This is a genomic window from Lachnospira intestinalis, assembly GCF_040095895.1.
In the GTDB taxonomy this organism is placed as follows: Bacteria; Bacillota; Clostridia; order Lachnospirales; family Lachnospiraceae; genus Lachnospira; species Lachnospira intestinalis.
Genome location: NZ_JBBMFS010000002.1, coordinates 158923 through 177292, shown reverse-complemented (window position 1 = coordinate 177292; position 18370 = coordinate 158923). Strand labels below are relative to the sequence as shown.

Sequence of the window (18370 nt, the reverse complement as noted above, 5' to 3'; positions counted from 1 at the left end):
TTATGATACCCCCACGTTCTTCGTAATTACTTCAGCGACACGGTTAAGCGGTACTACCTCATTAACCAGTCCCGTCTGAGCGATGGCCTTTGGCATTCCATACACCACACTGGTGTCTTCATCCTGCGCGATGACATAAATCTTTTTATGTCTGTCTGAAAGGCCCTTGATTCCTTTGGTTCCATCTGCTCCCATACCGGTAAGCACTACACAGGTGATTTCATCGTAATCACACCGTTCTAATGATTCATACATAATGTTGGCACAAGGTCTTAATCCTTCAATTGCCGGTTCATCACTTAACTGTATCTTATGTCCTGAACCATTTTTTACAATTCTTAAATGTTTTCCGCCCGGCGCAATATAGACATGCCCTCTGCGGATAATATCTCCGTCTTCTGCCTCCTTTACCTGTACGTCACTCATCTCATCCAGCCGTTGTGCAAGCGAGGCTGTAAAACCTGCCGGCATATGCTGTACCAGCACAACACCTGCATCCAGATTTCTAGGGAGCATCGGGATGACCTGTTGCAAGGACTTTGGTCCGCCTGTTGAGCAGGCAAGTGCCACGACCTTTTTACAATTCGTTTTCACATCCTTATATAACTTCCCATCTACTTTTTTAGCCGGTGCCGCACTTTGTGCTGTCCCGGTTCTGGCACGGATTGCCTTTAAAGCTTCTGCGCCCGCCATGCGGCGCTGTTCTCTTGCAGCTTCATCCTGCGTTTTTCCCGGTGTAAACCGGCTGCTTCCTGACGGTACGGCTCTGGATACGGAAGAAGCACTGACTCTTTCAAGTGTCTTTTTAGTGCTGGTCGCAACATTAAGCATCTCATGAATACGTTTTCTAAAGCTTTCGCTTTTCGTTTCCAGATAATTTTCCGGTTTTGTAACGAAATCGAATGCCCCGTATTCCAATGCCTGAATTGTTTCCCGTGCGCCCTCTTTCGCCACCGTACTGACAACAATAACGGTCTGCTCAATATGCTCACGCTGAAGCTTCTGCAGGAGTTGTAATCCATTCATCTTTGGCATATTAATATCAAGAATAACTGCACTGTAAAGTGTCGGATTCTGGCGGATATATTCGTATCCCTCCAGGCCGTCTTTTGCAATTGCCGCAACCTCGTACTCATTGCCTGACTTAATTATATCAGATATTACTCTTCTCATGAGTGCAGAGTCATCAATAATTAATATTTTTTTCGACATATTTATCAACTCCTTTTACACATTCTTTTTTGCAAAAAAGTTCTTAAAATATCCCCTGATCCCTCTTCTTGAATCCGAAACATCCTGCTGTGTGCCGGACAATTTCTTTGCAATCGCTTCAAACTGCTTTGAAGCCGCCGCATTCGGATACATAATGGAAACCGGCTTCTGTTTCATAATTGCCTTTGTAATGTAACTATCCTGCGGAATAACACCGAGAAATTCAATATTAATATTCAAAAATTTAGAAACAACCATACTCAGCTTTTCATATAGATTCTTTCCTTCACCTGCATCAGACACCCTGTTTGCAATCATTTTAACGGTTGTATTTTTCCCCTGGAACCCTTCTGTCATGCTCAGAGCCTTTAGCAGCGCATAAGAGTCTGTTACAGAAGTCGGTTCCGGTGTTGTTACCAGAATCGTTTCAGGACTGGAAATCAGGAATTCCATAACGCTTGGGTTAATACCGGCGCCTGTATCAATAATAACAATATCTGCTATTTTTTCAAGTTCCGTCATTTTATTAATCAGCCGTTTCACCTGCTCTTTGTCAAAATTTGCAAGATTGGCAATTCCCGAACCGCCGGAAATAAACTGGATTCCCTCCGGTCCCTCACAGATGATCTCTTTCAATTCCCGCCCGTTATACAGCAAATCACTCAGATTATATTTCGGAATCACACCAAACATAACTTCTACATTGGCAAGACCAAAATCGGCATCTAAAATTACAACACTTTTTCCCATTCGCGCAAACTGAATCGCCAGATTAACGGACACACTGGATTTTCCAACGCCTCCCTTTCCACTGGTAACTGCAATCACACGTGCTGCTTCTTTTGCCTGTTCTTCCTTTTGCTGCATGATTTTCCTTAAATTTTCTGCCTGATCCATTATTCAGCTCCTCCCAGAAGTTGTTTTGCCAACGCCTGCTTATCAATCACTTCAATATCATTCGGCACATTTTGTCCCAGTGTCGTATATGACAACGGTGCATCTGTTATCATTCTGATATTGAGAATATTGCCAAGCGAACAGGTCTCATCCAGTTTTGTAAAAATAACCGACCAGTCTTTAATATCCTGATAGCGCTCTACAATGCTGACAAGGTCCTTACTTTTGGTTGTAACACTTAATGTCAGATAAATATCCACATCAAATTCATCGCTTTTTTGTCTGGTTCTTTCAATCAGTTCCATCAGCTCATCCATCTGCCCTTCAGCCTTATGGGATCTTCCTGCTGTATCTACCAGAATCAGGTCATAATCCTTATACTCTTCCAGACAATGTTCCAGTTCGTCTGCCGAATAAACGACACTCACCGGACAGGATATAATAGAAGCATAGGTATTGAGCTGTTCAACCGCTGCAATTCTATAAGTATCTGATGTAATAAATGCAACTCTTGCATGTTCTTCCAGTTTAAATTTGGAAGCAATCTTTGCAATCGTCGTTGTCTTTCCGACACCTGTCGGACCGATAAAAAAGGCAACCTTTGGCTTATCTTCCTGTAATGTAATAATATGGGGTTCACCCAGTTTTAAAATCACTTTCTGATATACTGCTGCCAGAATACTGTCAATATTGGATTCCTTTTTTAAAGAATTTTCAATATCACCGATAATGCTGTCTGCACATTTTTCATTCACATCATTTTCAAGCATCTTCTTATATATAAGCTGCAAAAATCTGTAATTGGTATTTTCACGTTCCTGCACCACACGTCTGCCTTCATCTGCACCATTCAATTCATAGCTGTTCTGAACATCCTGCGCTGCCCGGTCTGCCGTTCTTTCTTTCGATACCGTATAGTCATAATCCATGCGGTTCTTTAAAAGCTGCTGGAGAGAATCTAACTTCTGCTCAATTGCCGCAGTATCCGCTGCCGACACCTGTGAGGACGGCTGATAGGCCCCTGCCGGGCGCGGGCTGCTTACCGGCATTGACACGCGCGGTGCGTAACCTGACGGTGTATATGCCGCTGCCGGACCTTCCTGTGCCGGCATGTCTGTATCTGCAAGGACATCCCCTGCAATTTCATCAAAAGAAGTCCTGCTTTTTTCACCTGCACCTTCGTTTTCTTCCTGTGCAGCCGTAATTTCTACCATATCTTTCCGAAACAGCCTGAAAATTCCACGCTGTTTCAATGTTTTTACATTTAATACGACGGCTGAACTGCCCAGTTCATCTCTCGCCTTTAATACTGCTTCTGTTTCCGTCGGTGCCTGAAATTTCTTTACTATCATTTATGCTGTCACCATCCCAACTGATTGTAATTCAATATTTGATTCTACTTCATTGTAAGAAATTACAATAATATCCTTATAATAATCCATTGCCAGCTTCTTAAAATACATTCTGACAATCGGCGAAGTAATCACAATTGGATTTTTTCCCATATCTTCAAGCTTCTTTAACTGTTCGCCCAAAGACTGCATGATTTTTTTCGTCCGTTCCGGATCAAGCGTCAGGTAAGACCCCTGTTCTGTATTCTTTACAGCACCCATAATCTCCTGTTCCACTGCCGGGTCTAATGTAACAACACTTGTTACCTCATCAACAGGGAAATATTTGCCTGAAATTGCACGTTTCAGACTCTGTCTGACATATTCTGTCAGAATATCCGTATCTCTTGTAACTGCTGCATGATCAGCAAGGGTTTCAAAAATTGTAACAAGGTCACGGATTGAAATTCCCTCTGAGAGAAGATTCTGTAATACTTTCTGGATTTCACCGATACTCATCAGCTTCGGTACAAGTTCATCCATTAATGCTGTATTATTGTCTTTAATATTATTAATAAGATTCTGAACATCCTGTCTTGTAAGCAGTTCTGAAAGATGCTGCTTAATCACTTCCGTCAGATGCGTTGCAATAATAGACGGCGGATCAACAACCGTATAGCCTAAGGATTCCGCACGTTCTCTCTGACTTTCCGTAATCCAGATTGCCGGAAGATGGAAAGACGGTTCAAAGGTCGGAATACCGGTAATTTCTTCTTCGACATATCCCGGATTCATCGCCATATAATGGTCAAATAAAATTTCTCCTTCGCTGACCTGGATTCCCTTAATCTTAATAACATACTGGTTCGGATTTAACTGGATATTATCACGCAGTCTGATAATCGGCACAACCGCACCCAGCTCCAAGGCTACCTGACGACGAATCATAACGACACGGTCAAGCAGGTCACCACCCTGATTCACATCTGCAAGCGGAATAATACCATAACCAAATTCCAGTTCGATTGGGTCTACATTAAGCAGTGATACTACATTTTCCGGTTTACGGATTTCCTGTGCTTCTGTTTCTTCCTGTTCAACCTCTTCTTCTATCTTGGCAGCACCTGCATCTGCCCCCACTTTACGGCTGTATATAATCAGTGCCACGCCAATCGGAATGAAGACATACCACGGCAGTGGTGTAAATGCTCCTAAAAATGCCATTGCCGCACCAACCATCAGCAAAACCCTGTCCATGGAGAACAGCTGTCCTACCATCTCATCACCAAGCTCACCCTCGCTGGAAGCCTTCGTTACAAGAATACCGGTTGCAAGAGAAATGAGCAGTGACGGAATCTGGCTGGACAGGCCATCACCGATAGTAAGAATGGTATACTTTGACAATGCCTCATTAATTGTCATTCCGCCATAGAGCATACCCATGGCAATACCACCGATAATGTTGATACCGGTAATAATTAAACCTGCCGTTGCATCACCTTTTACGAACTTTGTCGCACCATCCATAGAACCAAAGAAGCTGTTTTCCTGCTGTAACTTCTTTCTTCTGAGTGCCGCTTCCTTATCCGTAATGGCACCTGTATTCAGATCGGAGTCGATTGCCATCTGTTTACCTGCCATCGCATCCAGTGTGAATCGCGCCGTTACTTCTGAAACTCGTTCTGTACCTTTATTGATAACAATAAACTGGATAATAATGATGATGACAAAGATAATAACACCAATAATCAAATTACCGCCGCCCACAAATTCTCCGAATGTTTCAACAACATGTCCGGCATCACCATTTTTTAAAATCAGTTTTGTTGAAGATACATTTAACGAAATACGAAACAATGTCGTAAAGAGCAGCATGGTCGGATATGCCGCCATATCCAGAACCTCTTTTGCATATAATGTATTAAATAAAATAATCAGTGCTATTCCGATATTGATAGCAAGCATAATATCCAACAACCATGAAGGAATAGAAATAATGAAGAATATAACTGCTGCAAGCAGATACAAACCCATGAATAAGTCATTCTTCTTTACGCTCATTATTCCATTCTCCTTTCGTCTATTTTAATATTTTTTCAAATGTCACATATGTATTTATTCTATCATTTTTCTTTTTACATTTCAAATATTTGTAACATTTTGTCTTTTTTTCTATCTGATCCCCATACCATTTTATAACAGCATCGTTTTTTGTTTACCCGGCTGCAGGACTCTCGCAAGAATTTCCGCTACAACCTGATATAATTCCGGTGGAATCTCCATGCCAATATCGACATTGTGATAAAGGATTCTCGCAAGCGGTTTATTTTCCACAATTTCAATATGATATTCTTTTGCCTTATCCTTAATCTGGAAGGCCAGATAATCCGCACCTTTTGCAATAACCACCGGTGCTTTGCCCGAGTTCGGTTCATATTTTAGCGCAACCGCAAAATGTGTCGGGTTGGTAATGACAACATCTGCCTCCGGCAGTGCTTCCATCATTCTTCGTCTTGAAATTTCCATCATACGCCGCTTGACCTGACCTTTTACCTGCGGATCACCTTCGGAATTCTTAAATTCATCTTTAACTTCCTGTTTGGTCATCATATTGTCTGTTTTAAACTTATGCCGCTGGAAAATTAAATCAGCAAAGCCGATGATCAAAAAGACGGCACTTACTCTAATTCCCATGTCAACCAGAATATTCCCGACTGCCGCAATCGCCGTATATAACGGAATGTTGTAAAATGTCAGTATCAACGGCAGTTTATCTTTAATCGTCTGATAAGCTACTATGCCGATAACCGCCATCATCGCAATAGCCTTTAGCAGTTCCACCAGCTGTTTTACCGAAAAAATCCGCTTAAATCCGCTTAACGGACTGATTTTACTGGCTTTCGGCTGTAACGGCTTTGCCGTTACCATCCATTTCTGCTGTAAAACATTTAATAAAAATGCAATGATAACTGCCACAATCAAAAACGGGGCCGCAATCAGCACTATTGATATCAGCATCTGTTTGACTGCCTCCAGTGAAAGATTCATCGGAAGCCCTGTGGCACTGCTTGATATAATTTTATCAAATGTATTGTAAAAATCCTGAAATACTTTCAGTAATTTTTCACCTACTATCCCAATGTAAACTTTAATCAATACAAATAGTGCAAGCAGAGATACTGCTGAAATCAGTTCCTTGCTTTTCGCTACCTGTCCTTCTTTTCTGACATCATCCAGTTTCTTGCTGGTCGCCGGTTCTGTTTTTTCACCACCCGGACCGTCTTTTGCAAAAAACTGGAGATTGTATGCCAATACCAAATTCTCCAATTCCATCATGTCACTAACTCATTCCTCTTACCAGTGCTGCAAATATGGTTTCTATTTCTTCCAATATGTAGCCGGATACCGCAGGCAGCATGGAAATTGTAAAATAAATCACCAAAAGTCCTACAAATAATTTTAACTGGATACCGACTACAAACATATTCATTTGCGGTGAAACCTTCGCCATAATGGCAAGAATACAGTTTACCAGCAGCATGACCGCAAATACCGGAAGCGCAATACGAAATCCAATCACGAAATATTCACTGACGAATTTCAAAATATCCGTATAAATCGTAGAGGAAAACTTTACGCCACCTACCGGAATTGCATTATAAGTTTCCACAATTGCCGCTACCAGATACCGGTGCAGTCCACTTACAATCAACAGAAGCATGACAAGGTAGTAATAAAAATTCCCCATGATACCGACCTGCATACGTGTCGTCGGATCATAAATCTGTGCCATGGAAATACCTGTATCCATATCAATAATCTTACCGGAAAACAGAATAATCTGTGTGCAAAATGATGTAACCGCTCCCAGCAGAAGCCCTACTGCCACTTCTTCAAGCACCAATGCCGCATATCCGATTACCCCGTTGTATGACACAGAAACATCACTGCCCTGTAAGCTGTAAACCAAAATAGATAAAAATACCGAGAAGCCGACTTTTGTTTTCTGCGGTGTCCCCGATGTATTAAAAAAAGGAGCCGTATAGACAAAAGAAGCCATCCGCATTAATATCAATATAAAAATTTCAAATTGATCTAACGCAACCTCGAAATCCATCATCTGTAACTCCTTAATCAGCTAATATACTGGGCAAAACTGCCCCATAAAATATTCATATAAGAAACGATTTCATTCAGCAGCCACGGTCCCATAATCATCAGTGCAAGCATAATTGCCAGCAGTTTCGGGACGAATGTAAGTGTCTGTTCCTGTATTGACGTCAATGTCTGCAAAAGACTGATGATCAGACCTACAATCATTGACACCAGAAGAATTGGAACCGATGTCTTTATAATAATCCAGACCGTCTGTCTTCCAATCGAAATAATATCGCCTGCATCCATACAAGTCTTCCTCCCATTTTTAGATTTCAAAGCAGAATATCTGCCTATAAAGTAAGATATTCCCCAGACTATAAAAGCGGGGAATCTTACATAAAACCAACTGAATTGCTACTTAAATGTTGTCATAAGATTGCCGATAATTAAACTCCATCCATCTGCCATTACAAATAATAAAATCTTAAACGGCATTGATATTGTCGTTGGTGGCAGCATCATCATACCCATGGACATCAGGGTTGAAGACACAACCATATCAATCACAATGAACGGAAGATATATCAAAAATCCTATGATAAATGCTATTCTCAACTCACTGATAATAAACGCAGGAATCAGTATTTCCGTAGGAATATCATCCTCTGAAGCAATAGAACCGGCCTCAAATCCTTTGATTTTCAAAAATGTATCTAAATCCTTGTTTGAGGTCTGCTTTAGCATAAATGTACGAAGCGGTTTAATTCCGGTTTCATAGGCTTCCTGCATGGAAATTTCATTGTTGGAAAGCGGTACAACTGCACTTTGATAAACTTCGTTAAATGTCGGCGACATTACAAAAAGAGTTAAAAATAAAGACAAGCCCACAATAATCTGATTTGGCGGGATTGTCTGCGTTCCTAACGCAGTTCTGGTAAAATGTAATACGATAACTATTCTTGTAAATGATGTCAGCATAATTAGAATTGACGGTGCCAGTGCTATTACTGTCAACACCAGTAACATCTGTAATACACTCGCCATATCTGAACCATCACCTGCCGAGATTCCCACACTAATCAGCTTATTAGTGTTGTCCTCTGCCGCCGGAACTGAACTCGTCATCATAGTGCTGGCAGCAACTACAATTGCTATCAGCAGTCCTGCTCTGACAAATTTTTTCCCGTGTTTCTTTAAAAATCGTAACATAATGCCTTATCCTGCCTAATCCTCTGGCTTGTCCTTTTTATACTTATCTAATATTGCCTTGAAATTATCAACGTGAATTCCTCCCGTTGAATTTTCCCTGTATATCAGCTCTTCTTCATTTACTTCACATAAATAGGTAACAGTGTCTTTACAAACTGCAATTGCAAAACACTTATTACCTATCTTCAGAATCTGAATATACTTTGAGTTAGAGATACGCATTGTTTCCAAAACTTTGACATTGCTGCCAATCATCTTTTCTTTCTGAATACCCCCAACCCATCTGGTAGCAAAATATGTAATAGCAAGCACCAAAGCAAAAATTACAATTAATGTAACCAGCTGTGCCAATGATTCCAGCGTGCTACCAATCAATAACTGTTGCATTATCCTACAACTTTCTGAACAGCTTCAAGAACACGGTCTGCCTGGAAAGGCTTTACAATAAAGTCTTTAGCACCTGACTGAATGGATTCGATAACCATTGCCTGCTGACCCATTGCTGAACACATGATAATGGAAGCGTTTGCATCTGCCGCTTTAATTTTCTTTAAAGCTTCAATACCATCCATTTCCGGCATAGTAATATCCATTAAAACAAGATCCGGCTTCAATTCAGCATACTTTTCCACTGCTTTAGCACCATTCTCTGCTTCCCCTACAATATTATATCCATTCTTTGTAAGAATATCTTTGATCATCATTCTCATAAATGCGGCATCATCGCAAATTAAAATATTCTTTGCCATAAATAATCTCCTATCTAACTATAATGATATTTACTTTTTAACATGTTTATTATACATCATCACCATAAAATTGCATACTATTTTTTTAAATTTTATGTCGATTTTATAAACATCTGTTTTTATCTGTCTTTAATAATCTCCGTAATACGTACACCGAAGCTTTCCTCGATAACAACAACCTCACCCTTTGCGACATTTTTACCATTCACAAGAATGTCTATCGGCTCGCCTGCAATCTTATTCAGTTCTACAATCGTACCCGGTGCAAATTCAAGAATATCCTTGATTGATTTTGACGTTCTTCCCAACTCAACAGTTACCTCTAATGGTACATCCTTAATCAAATCAATGTTTTCCTGCTGTGTAATTGCATTCAAATCGCCAGAGAACGGTTGGAATGTTGCCGGCTGTACATTGACATTCGGCTGTGGTGCGTATCCGGCAGGCTGGGCATAGCCCATTGGCTGTCCGTATCCCATCGGCGGCATCTGCTGCATTGGCTGTCCATATCCCATCGGCTGTGCCTGCTGTGGTACAGGTGCCGGCTGTGGTACAGGTGCCGGCTGTGGTGCTGACATCTGCTGTGCTGCTGACGGTACTTCTGCTGATGCAGCTGAACTTGCTGTTCCTCCGCCGACCTGTGGTGCTACCGTACCATCGTCCGGTGCTGTAAACATCTTTAAAAGTTCCTTTGCAAAATCAATCGGATAGAGCTGCATAATTTCACTATCGATCAAATCACCAATCTGCATTCTGAATGCAACTAATACAAACTTATTTTTCAAAAAGTCCGGAATGGTATCCATACTTGTGTCAGAATAAGTTTCAATCACATTGGCTGTTGGCGGACTGATATCAATCTTTCTGTTAAACATTGAAGACATTGATGTTGCGGCAGAACCCATCATCTGATTCATTGCCTCACCAATTGCGCTTAAATGCAGTTCGCTGAGCGGCTCGGAGTCATCAACTTCCCCCGCACCTCCCATCATAAGGTCGGTAATAATCTTAACATCGTTTTCCTTTAAAATAAGCACATTATTGCCATCAATACCTTCTTTATAAGAAATCTGCATCATTACACATGGTCTGTCATATCTTTCTGCAAGATCATCCCATGAAGAAACAGAAACCTTCGGTGTTGTAATATTTACTTTCTGATTTAACAAGGAACTCAATGTCGTTGCTGCAGTTCCCATACTGATATTGGATATTTCACCAACTGCATCTTTATCTGAGTCAGCAAGTGTAAAGTCCTCCGTCTGTGGTGCTGCTGTATCTGCTGCTGTATCTGCTGCTGTATCTGCTGCTGTATCTGCTGCTGTATCCTGTGCTGCATCTTCACCGCCCATGCCATTGAGCAGTGCATTAATTTCTTCTTGTGACAGCATGCCATCCATTCTTACTCACTCTCCTCTCTCAAAATTTCTGTAACTCTTACTGCATACTTATTATCTGAATACCCCGGCAAAGCTTTGAATTTTTTAATATTGCCCACGTAAACTTCCAATTCGTCATCGACCTTTCTATCCAGTCTGATAACATCTCCCAGCTGGAGATTTACAAAGTCTTGTACATTAATCTTACTTGTACCAAGAACTGCTTTCATTGGAATCAGTGCATTGTCAATAATATTTTCAATCGCAGCTTCATAGGAGTTACTGTCTTTTTCTTTCATTGTTGAGAACCAGTACTTCGTATTCAGCTTATCCATAACCGGTTCTAATGTTGTATATGGAAGACAGATGTTCATCAATCCTTCCACATCACCAATCTTTAAATTGATGGTAACAATCGCTATCGTTTCACTTGGCGATATAATCTGTGCAAACTGAGAATTCGTTTCAATCCGGTTCAGACGCGGTGTAATCTCTACTACGTTTTCCCACGGTTCATGAAGCAGATTCACACAGATTGTAAATACTCTCTCTAATATTGATAATTCAATTTCTGAAAAATCCCTTTCTTTTTCCAGAGAATTTCCAACACCGCCCAAGAGTCTGTCTACAATTGCAAACCCAAGATTGGATGCCATCTCCATAATAACGTTCCCCATTAAAGGATCCATTCCAACTACACCAAGCAAAACTGGATTGGACAATGCATTGGAAAATTCTGAATAAATAACAACTTCCGAATTCACCACATCTACACTAACAGATTTACGAAGATATGCAGGAAGATTGGTTGCTAAAAGTCTTCCAAAATGTTCAAATATAATCTCAAGTGTTCTTAAATGTTCTTTTGAGAATTTTGCCGGACGTGCAAAATCATAATCTTTGACCTGGCGTTCATCCGTGTTTTTCATCTCATCAGCATCTAACTCACCTGTGCTTAAAGCTTTCAAGAGGTTATCAATCTCATCCTGGGATAAGACCTCTCCCATCTTCCTCACCTCCTTTGTCTTATTTTCTTATTTCTATCATTACGATACAACCATCTTAGTCAATGTGACAGATGTGATAGAATCTGTCTGGAATAAATCTCTTAAATAACTAAGCAGATTGCTTTCTACTGTTGCCTTATTTGCATTTAATTCACTGTAAGAATACTTTAATGCTTCTGTGTTTACCTGACTGACAACTACTTTCATGCTGTTTTCAAGGCTGGACTTTTTTTCTTCATAGTCTTTTGCCTTTGTATTAAAGCCTACTGTAACATTTAATACAGCATAATGCGTTTTACCGCCATCTGTATATGATACAGTAATATCTGTACTGTCATTATTCTTAACATCTACATATGCAATATCAGCGATATTTGCACCCGCAGAAGTGGTGTCATCTTTAACGGTTGTTTCACCAATATCCAAATCGATAATCTGAGCAACTTTTGTTATCAGATTATTGGTCTTATTATTTGTTGAAACAAGTGAAAAAGTCAGCAACACTGTCAAAATAAGATTAATAAGTACTAACGCTAATGTAATCACATTCAGCATACTCTTTTTCATTACTCTTCCTCCTAAATATCATTTATATATTATGCCGCTACTAACTATTGAGCATATTATATATCTTAATCTCAACGCGTCTGTTCTGTGCCCTTCCTTCTGCTGTCGCATTTGAAGCAACCGGAACAGCCTCACCACGTCCTGTTGATGAAATACTGTTGACATTAAATCCCTTTGTATCTACAAAATATGTATATACAGAATATGCCCTGTACATTGACAGCACCATATTATCCGGGTACTGTGCCGTATTCTGCGGAACATTATCGGTATGTCCTTCAATTGAAATGGTATTGTCATCATAAATCTTAACAGCATCTGCAACCTTATCTACAACCGAAATTGCTTCTGCTTTTAAGTCCGCTTTACCGGAATCAAACAAAATTCCGCTGCTTAAGCTCAGCATAACATACTGACTGGTGGTTGTAATTTCAACCTGGGAAGAATCTACATTAGACATATCCAATGCCGCCTGTATGGTATCTGCCATCTTTTCAGACTGCTCAAGCCCTTCTTCCTGTACTTTTTCATACGCTTCATCTACGGTATTACTCTCCTTATCCAGTTCAACATCGCCTTCACTGTTCATACCCATATTATTATAGTAATCACTCAGCTCATTTAACTGGCTGGCACCGCTTCCGACTAAGATGCCGTCGGATTTAATCGTTGAACCTCCTGACGGAAGCACACTGAATGCAGAAGCTAAAGAAGCCGCAAGTTCCTGAAATTTATCCGCATCAACAGTCGACATCGAGAACAACAATACGAAAAAGCAAAGCAAAAGATTCATTAAATCACTGAATGTATCCTTCCACAATAAGGACGGTGGTGCGTCTTCTGCTCTTTTTTTTGCCATTAAGCTTCACCTCCAGCATTTCCACCTTCGCCTTCACCCTGAAGCTGTCTTGAGCCCGGTGCTAAGAATGACTTTAACTTTTCTTCGATAACACGAGGGTTTTCACCTGCCTGAATAGATAACAGACCTTCAATGACGATTTCTTTCATCTGATATTCATTATTGTTAATCAGTTTTAATTTATTGGAAATCGGAGTTGCAAACCAGTTTGCAATAATAGAACCGTATAAAGTAGTAATTAAGGCTACCGCCATGTTTGGTCCTACTGTTGAAATATCATCAAGCTTGGCAAGCATGTTTACAAGACCAATCAGTGTACCAATCATACCCCATGCAGGACCCATCGCAGCCATGTAATCAAAAAATCCGGATACTTTTCTGTGACGGTCATCCATGTTTGCAAGCTCTGTTTCAAGAATGCCTCTTACCAGCTCCGGTTCCGTACCATCGACAATCAGAAGAATACCTTTTTTCATAAATTCATCTTCAAGATTACTTGCTACTTCTTCCAGTGCAAGAAGACCTTCTTTTCTGGCCACATTAGATAATTCAATAATTTTCGAAATTACTGCGCCATGATCCAGCTTCGGATCCTTAAATGCAATACCAGCACCCTTTAAATATGTAATTAAGTCTTTGAATGTATAAGACGTAATCAAACATGAAATTGTACCACCAATAGTAATAATAATTGACGGTAAATCAATAAAGCTCTCCGTAATTGCCGCAAAACTGGCACTGGAAACAATTCCGAAGATAATCATTACAAAACCAAGGACAAGTCCTACAAGTGTCGCTAAATCCACAGTTAACACCTTCCATTTCTACATATTTTCGTTAAGTACACTAATAATACTTCTTTTATATTCCAAAACCTTTTTTTTAATTTCTTCACAGCTTTCTTTCACAACATACTTCGTTCCTGTTGTCAAGGTAATCACTGTATCCGGAGTTTCTTCCACGGTCTGAATCAGGTCACAATTCAGAACAAACCGGGTATTATTAATCCGCGTTACATCAATCACACTTTTCCACCTCCCAAGCCTAATACCTCCATTTTTTCTTTTAGTAGAGTACAATTCCCCTGTTACTCAGACTATTTATATTAAAACACTATTATGGCATGATTGCAACAAAATAGTGAAATTTTCCACTTTTTTTGTAAATTTCTGCAACTAATTTTCATTTCAAATATGATTCCAATGTTTTGGAGAGGCGTGATAAAATTCCTTCTATCACGCTCCTCCATATGAACTTTTAATTATCTCTTTAAGTTAATTAACTCTTCGAGTAAAGTATCTGAAACTGTAATAATTCTTGAATTTGCCTGATAACCTCTCTGTGTGGTAATCATATTGGTAAATTCCTGTGAAAGATCTACGTTAGACATTTCCAGATAACCGGATGTAATTGATCCGTCTGTTTCGGAAACATCCTGTCCGATTCCGTTAAACAAACCAGAATTCATAGTTGCTGCATACAGGTTATCACCAACCTTTTCAAGACCTGCCGGGTTAGAAAATGTTGTAACGGCAATCTGACCGATTGTCTTTGTATCACCGTTGGTATAATTTGCAACAATCTTTCCGTACTTGTCAATACCAACAGAAGACATTGTACCGACTGCTTTACCGGCGCCTGTCTTATTCGTTCCAAGACCACGGCTGCAGTTGATATCCGTATCATCTGCATACATTGTAAGAGAGGAGGCGTCTAATGTCAGTGTAGATGAGTTACCACCGTTGTTGACACCGATATTTGCAATATTGTTTGTACCGTCATTATCTGTAATTGTAATTGTCATCGCCTGCATGGCATCGGTAATTGCAGCACCCGTTGTTGCATTAAACTGGAATTCTGCCGGATCTAATGCCATTGTAAGGGTTGTCGGCTTTCCGTTGATAGAAATACTTCCGCCTGTTGCAGTATAACGTGCAATGGAGGCATCACTGGTATCTGCACTGTACTGTAAAGAAATTGTTCCCTGGTAGGAATTTCCCAATGAATCATAGAAGTTAAATGTAAATGAATTTAAGCCTGTATCAGAAGCCTTTACATTTCCCTTTGCTGTAATGCCGGTTGTACGTTCCGGTGCTGTATATGTAAAATCTGAACTTGTAACGTGTAATGCAGAAACAAGGTCTTTCTGTACAACACCATCTTTATCCACCTGCCAGCCCATGACATTGGCGCCTTCGCTTGTAACTAACGCACCTTCTTCATCCAGCTTAAAGTTTCCGGCTCTTGTAAAGTAAGTGTTCCCCTGATTATTTACAATAAAGAATGCATCTCCTGAAATCTGTAAATCGTATGGGTCATCTGTTCTTTCAGGAGCACCCTGTGTTGTAATGGCTGTAGAAATACTTGCTACTGAAGAACCTGTACCAATCTGCATTGGGTTCGTACCGCCTGCTCCTGTTTTGGTATTTGGTCCTGTTGCGGTCTGTGTTGTCTGATAGTATACATCACTAAATGTAACAGACTGTGATTTGAATGCTACCGTATTTACGTTGGCAATATTATTACCGATAACATCCATTTTTGTCTGATGTGCCTTTAAACCTGACACAGCAGAGAACATTGATCTCATCATAGCTTTCGCCCTCCATAATCTGATGATGAAGACAGTTATTTTTATTCCTTCTGTCATTCCGGAATAATCGCTTCCTTGCGGTCCAGCTAGATAACAATTGCCCCATCAATATTTGTATAGATATTTTCCTCACCGGAATTCTGACACATAGCAGTAATCACTGTCTTATTCTGTGTATTCACAATGAATGCCATGTTGTCTAACAGCACCAGGGATTCCTTAATTCCCTTTTCTCCGGCGCGCTGTGTGCCTTCCTCTAACCGCATCATCTGCTCACTGGTCAGCTGGATATCTCTTTGTGTGAGCCGTTCCCCTGCGTGCTTTGAAAAACGTAATGATGTGGACTGAGTTTCATCTACCGCTGCTTCAATACTTTTTTTCTGCTGTAGTATTTCACCAAAAGAAGATGTTGCGGCTGTCCCCGTATTGTTGGTTAAACTCCTTTTTCCCCCAAACTTTCCGGTTGCCTGTTCAATAGAAGAAAAGCCTCCGGTTACGATATGGTTCATCATAATCTTCACTTCCTTAATTCTTCTTTGAACTATTCTGTCTTACCCGTTGTGTCACTTTTATCAGATGATGTATCTGATGATGAACTGTCGGACTTATTCGAAGTATCTGTTGTTGAATCATTCTTATTCCACTTCTTATAATAGTCATCATCCATAACGGTATCTAAGTCGTCAATGTCATAAAGCTTGCCGTCAATACCAAGATAAATCTTATTGCTGATAACTTCCCAGTAATCTACCTTTCCTGCAATATAACCGTCTTTATTCAAATCCGTTGTCATAATAACGGTCTTTCCTACAAGATTTGAAGCTGTCTGGCGTGTTGCCGTATCTAACATTTCTTTGGTCGCTTCAACCTGTGAGAACGTTGCCATCTGTGCAATATACTGTGAGTTGTCTGTCGGTTCAAGCGGATCCTGATACTGCATTTCCGTTACCAGAAGGCTTAAGAAATCATTGACGTCCAGTGTGCTGGATTCTTTAGCATCTTTTTCCTTCGTTGACTTTGAACTGATAGTTGTACTCTCTGTCGTTGATGATGTTGTTCCGTTTGTAGTTGTTACATTAGACCAGATCATTGAAACACTCCTTTCTTTTACGCGGTGTATTCTACACTGCTGTTTTCATTCATTACTGCATTTTTTGCTGCCGCTTCGTCCTCAGACAATTCATCATCTGAGAGTTCGTCTAAGCTGCTTAAATCCAGATGACGTTTTCCTTCTTTACCGGCTTTTTCCTGCTGGGAATTGTTTCCCTGAAGATTCTGTCCGCCTTCAAATGCATGGCTCTGTACAGTAATTTCAACTGCATCAACTTTGATGCCCTGACTTTCCAGATTTTCTTTTAACATGCTCATCTGGCTTTCCACTGCACGCTTCACCTGCTCGTTCTGTGTTGCAATCTCTGCTGTCAGCACTCCGTTTCTTGCTGAAACCGTAATGTGAAGTTTACCGAGATTTTCAGGATTTAACTGAACTTCAATACTCTGTAACGATTCTTTCTGAATTACCTTTACGGCATCGACGACCTGACGGACAACCTCAACAGGATTTACCTGTGCTGCTTCCTGTACTGCATTGGCAAAAACATCCTGGATGTTCTGCGAAAGGTTTCCTGCGATTTCATTCACCGCTTCTGCCTTTGTCTGGGTCTGTGCATTTTCCTGTTTTCCTGTACCGGAATCAGAGGTCTTATTCTCTGCTCCTTCCAGTGTCAGCTTCGACTTTAATACATCTTCAAGAACTGCTGTGCTTTCAGCTGCCGTATTATCCTGTGCTTCTTCCTGCGGCTGTATTTCCTTTGCAACCGGTGCTGCCATGGCAACTGTATTTTCCTGCGTATCAGCCTGCGCTGTATCCACAGTCTGTACTGCTTCTGCCGGAACCGGTGTCAGTTCGCGTCCTGCCTGCACATCTGAAACCAGCTGCTTTGCATAATCAATCACATCAGTCAGGGTTTCTGACAATCCTGCATTTGTAATAATTGCAACTGCATCTTCCACACCAGTCAGTTCTACGACTAAATCCGTAAGATTTGCCGGCTGAAGTAAATCCTGCATGCAAAGCCCAAGATCAGCCATAGCCTTTTCAAATTCTTCATCTGTCACACCCAGCTTTTCCTTTAAAAAGTCTTTGATTTTTTCACCTGCATCTGTCAGCTTGTCACTGTTGTCAGATAACGTAGACTGGGTGTTGTCAGACGTTTTCTTTGCGGTAGAAGCTGCTGTATTGTCCTGTGCGGATACCTGTTTTGTATTCTGCTGTGTGGAAGTGCTTTTCATACCTGATGCTGTCTTTGTCTGTACCATATTCTGCGATGCCTTATTATTGACATTAGAAGACAGGGACTTTGACATAATCTTCTGAAAATTTGCACCACCGGACTTACCTGCTGACGAAAGCTGTGTTAAATCAATGCCTGAAGCTGTGTCTGTGCCTTTAATTGCTGCGCTTATCAT

20 protein-coding genes are annotated in these 18370 nt (G+C 40.6%); all 20 read right to left on the bottom strand.

The window, feature by feature from the left end:
- Positions 1-1212: a chemotaxis-specific protein-glutamate methyltransferase CheB gene (gene cheB, locus WMO37_RS03040; protein WP_022433362.1), complete on the bottom strand. Its 1212-nt coding sequence runs from the start codon at positions 1210-1212 to the stop codon at positions 1-3.
- Positions 1213-1227: 15 nt separating this feature from the next.
- Positions 1228-2109 carry a MinD/ParA family protein gene (locus WMO37_RS03035; protein WP_022433363.1) on the bottom strand — a complete coding sequence of 294 codons (882 nt, stop codon included), beginning with the start codon at positions 2107-2109 and terminating at the stop codon, positions 1228-1230.
- Positions 2109-3461 (bottom strand): flagellar biosynthesis GTPase FlhF, encoded by a 1353-nt coding sequence (gene flhF, locus WMO37_RS03030; protein ID WP_349154281.1) that lies wholly within the window; start codon positions 3459-3461, stop codon positions 2109-2111. The genes WMO37_RS03035 and flhF overlap by 1 nt, the downstream gene beginning before the upstream one ends.
- Entirely contained in the window at positions 3462-5501 is a 2040-nt protein-coding gene (gene flhA, locus WMO37_RS03025; RefSeq protein WP_022433365.1) for a flagellar biosynthesis protein FlhA, read from the bottom strand. It lies immediately after the preceding gene.
- Positions 5502-5633: 132 nt separating this feature from the next.
- On the bottom strand, positions 5634-6776 hold the full coding sequence (gene flhB / locus WMO37_RS03020; protein ID WP_022433366.1) for a flagellar biosynthesis protein FlhB: 1143 nt from the start codon (positions 6774-6776) through the stop codon (positions 5634-5636).
- A gap of 4 nt (positions 6777-6780) precedes the next feature.
- On the bottom strand, positions 6781-7560 hold the full coding sequence (gene fliR, locus WMO37_RS03015; protein WP_022433367.1) for a flagellar biosynthetic protein FliR: 780 nt from the start codon (positions 7558-7560) through the stop codon (positions 6781-6783).
- A gap of 14 nt (positions 7561-7574) precedes the next feature.
- Complete coding sequence (fliQ, locus tag WMO37_RS03010) at positions 7575-7844, bottom strand: flagellar biosynthesis protein FliQ (protein WP_022433368.1); 270 nt, start codon at positions 7842-7844, stop codon at positions 7575-7577.
- A gap of 108 nt (positions 7845-7952) precedes the next feature.
- Complete coding sequence (gene fliP / locus WMO37_RS03005; RefSeq protein WP_022433369.1) at positions 7953-8747, bottom strand: flagellar type III secretion system pore protein FliP; 795 nt, start codon at positions 8745-8747, stop codon at positions 7953-7955.
- Between the two features lie 15 nt (positions 8748-8762).
- A complete protein-coding gene (locus WMO37_RS03000) occupies positions 8763-9098 on the bottom strand; it encodes a flagellar biosynthetic protein FliO (protein ID WP_227089255.1) in 336 nt (111 codons plus the stop codon).
- Positions 9099-9133: 35 nt separating this feature from the next.
- A complete protein-coding gene (locus tag WMO37_RS02995; RefSeq protein ID WP_022433371.1) occupies positions 9134-9496 on the bottom strand; it encodes a response regulator in 363 nt (120 codons plus the stop codon).
- 119 nt (positions 9497-9615) lie between these two features.
- Positions 9616-10896, bottom strand: coding sequence for a flagellar motor switch phosphatase FliY (fliY, locus tag WMO37_RS02990; RefSeq protein WP_349154280.1), 1281 nt, complete (start codon positions 10894-10896; stop codon positions 9616-9618).
- Between the two features lie 2 nt (positions 10897-10898).
- The gene (gene fliM / locus WMO37_RS02985; RefSeq protein ID WP_022433373.1) at positions 10899-11882 is read right to left on the bottom strand and encodes a flagellar motor switch protein FliM; all 984 of its coding nucleotides are present in this window, start codon (positions 11880-11882) and stop codon (positions 10899-10901) included.
- Positions 11883-11921: 39 nt separating this feature from the next.
- Complete coding sequence (locus tag WMO37_RS02980; protein WP_022433374.1) at positions 11922-12449, bottom strand: hypothetical protein; 528 nt, start codon at positions 12447-12449, stop codon at positions 11922-11924.
- 40 nt (positions 12450-12489) lie between these two features.
- The gene (locus tag WMO37_RS02975) at positions 12490-13308 is read right to left on the bottom strand and encodes an OmpA/MotB family protein (protein ID WP_022433375.1); all 819 of its coding nucleotides are present in this window, start codon (positions 13306-13308) and stop codon (positions 12490-12492) included.
- On the bottom strand, positions 13308-14114 hold the full coding sequence (locus tag WMO37_RS02970) for a motility protein A (protein ID WP_022433376.1): 807 nt from the start codon (positions 14112-14114) through the stop codon (positions 13308-13310). The genes WMO37_RS02975 and WMO37_RS02970 overlap by 1 nt, the downstream gene beginning before the upstream one ends.
- 18 nt (positions 14115-14132) lie before the next feature.
- A complete protein-coding gene (locus tag WMO37_RS02965) occupies positions 14133-14333 on the bottom strand; it encodes a flagellar FlbD family protein (protein ID WP_022433377.1) in 201 nt (66 codons plus the stop codon).
- 236 nt (positions 14334-14569) lie between these two features.
- Entirely contained in the window at positions 14570-15901 is a 1332-nt protein-coding gene (locus tag WMO37_RS02960; protein WP_022433378.1) for a flagellar hook protein FlgE, read from the bottom strand.
- Positions 15902-15987: 86 nt separating this feature from the next.
- A complete protein-coding gene (locus WMO37_RS02955; RefSeq protein WP_022433379.1) occupies positions 15988-16413 on the bottom strand; it encodes a TIGR02530 family flagellar biosynthesis protein in 426 nt (141 codons plus the stop codon).
- Positions 16414-16442: 29 nt separating this feature from the next.
- Positions 16443-16991, bottom strand: coding sequence for a flagellar hook assembly protein FlgD (locus WMO37_RS02950; protein ID WP_022433380.1), 549 nt, complete (start codon positions 16989-16991; stop codon positions 16443-16445).
- Positions 16992-17008: 17 nt separating this feature from the next.
- Positions 17009-18370, bottom strand: a complete 1362-nt coding sequence (locus tag WMO37_RS02945) for a flagellar hook-length control protein FliK (RefSeq protein ID WP_349154279.1) — start codon at positions 18368-18370, stop codon at positions 17009-17011.

Bases quoted from the DNA above. Each gene is read 5' to 3' on its own strand.
- cheB (WP_022433362.1), bottom strand. From the start codon at position 1,212: ATGTCGAAAAAAATATTAATTATTGATGACTCTGCACTCATGAGAAGA.
- WMO37_RS03035 (WP_022433363.1), bottom strand. From the start codon at position 2,109: ATGGATCAGGCAGAAAATTTAAGGAAAATCATGCAGCAAAAGGAAGAA.
- flhF (WP_349154281.1), bottom strand. From the start codon at position 3,461: ATGATAGTAAAGAAATTTCAGGCACCGACGGAAACAGAAGCAGTATTA.
- flhA (WP_022433365.1), bottom strand. From the start codon at position 5,501: ATGAGCGTAAAGAAGAATGACTTATTCATGGGTTTGTATCTGCTTGCA.
- flhB (WP_022433366.1), bottom strand. From the start codon at position 6,776: ATGATGGAATTGGAGAATTTGGTATTGGCATACAATCTCCAGTTTTTT.
- fliR (WP_022433367.1), bottom strand. From the start codon at position 7,560: ATGATGGATTTCGAGGTTGCGTTAGATCAATTTGAAATTTTTATATTG.
- fliQ (WP_022433368.1), bottom strand. From the start codon at position 7,844: ATGGATGCAGGCGATATTATTTCGATTGGAAGACAGACGGTCTGGATT.
- fliP (WP_022433369.1), bottom strand. From the start codon at position 8,747: ATGTTACGATTTTTAAAGAAACACGGGAAAAAATTTGTCAGAGCAGGA.
- WMO37_RS02995 (WP_022433371.1), bottom strand. From the start codon at position 9,496: ATGGCAAAGAATATTTTAATTTGCGATGATGCCGCATTTATGAGAATG.
- fliY (WP_349154280.1), bottom strand. From the start codon at position 10,896: ATGGATGGCATGCTGTCACAAGAAGAAATTAATGCACTGCTCAATGGC.
- fliM (WP_022433373.1), bottom strand. From the start codon at position 11,882: ATGGGAGAGGTCTTATCCCAGGATGAGATTGATAACCTCTTGAAAGCT.
- WMO37_RS02980 (WP_022433374.1), bottom strand. From the start codon at position 12,449: ATGAAAAAGAGTATGCTGAATGTGATTACATTAGCGTTAGTACTTATT.
- WMO37_RS02975 (WP_022433375.1), bottom strand. From the start codon at position 13,308: ATGGCAAAAAAAAGAGCAGAAGACGCACCACCGTCCTTATTGTGGAAG.
- WMO37_RS02960 (WP_022433378.1), bottom strand. From the start codon at position 15,901: ATGATGAGATCAATGTTCTCTGCTGTGTCAGGTTTAAAGGCACATCAG.
- WMO37_RS02955 (WP_022433379.1), bottom strand. From the start codon at position 16,413: ATGATGAACCATATCGTAACCGGAGGCTTTTCTTCTATTGAACAGGCA.
- WMO37_RS02950 (WP_022433380.1), bottom strand. From the start codon at position 16,991: ATGATCTGGTCTAATGTAACAACTACAAACGGAACAACATCATCAACG.
- WMO37_RS02945 (WP_349154279.1), bottom strand. From the start codon at position 18,370: ATGATAAGCGCAGCAATTAAAGGCACAGACACAGCTTCAGGCATTGAT.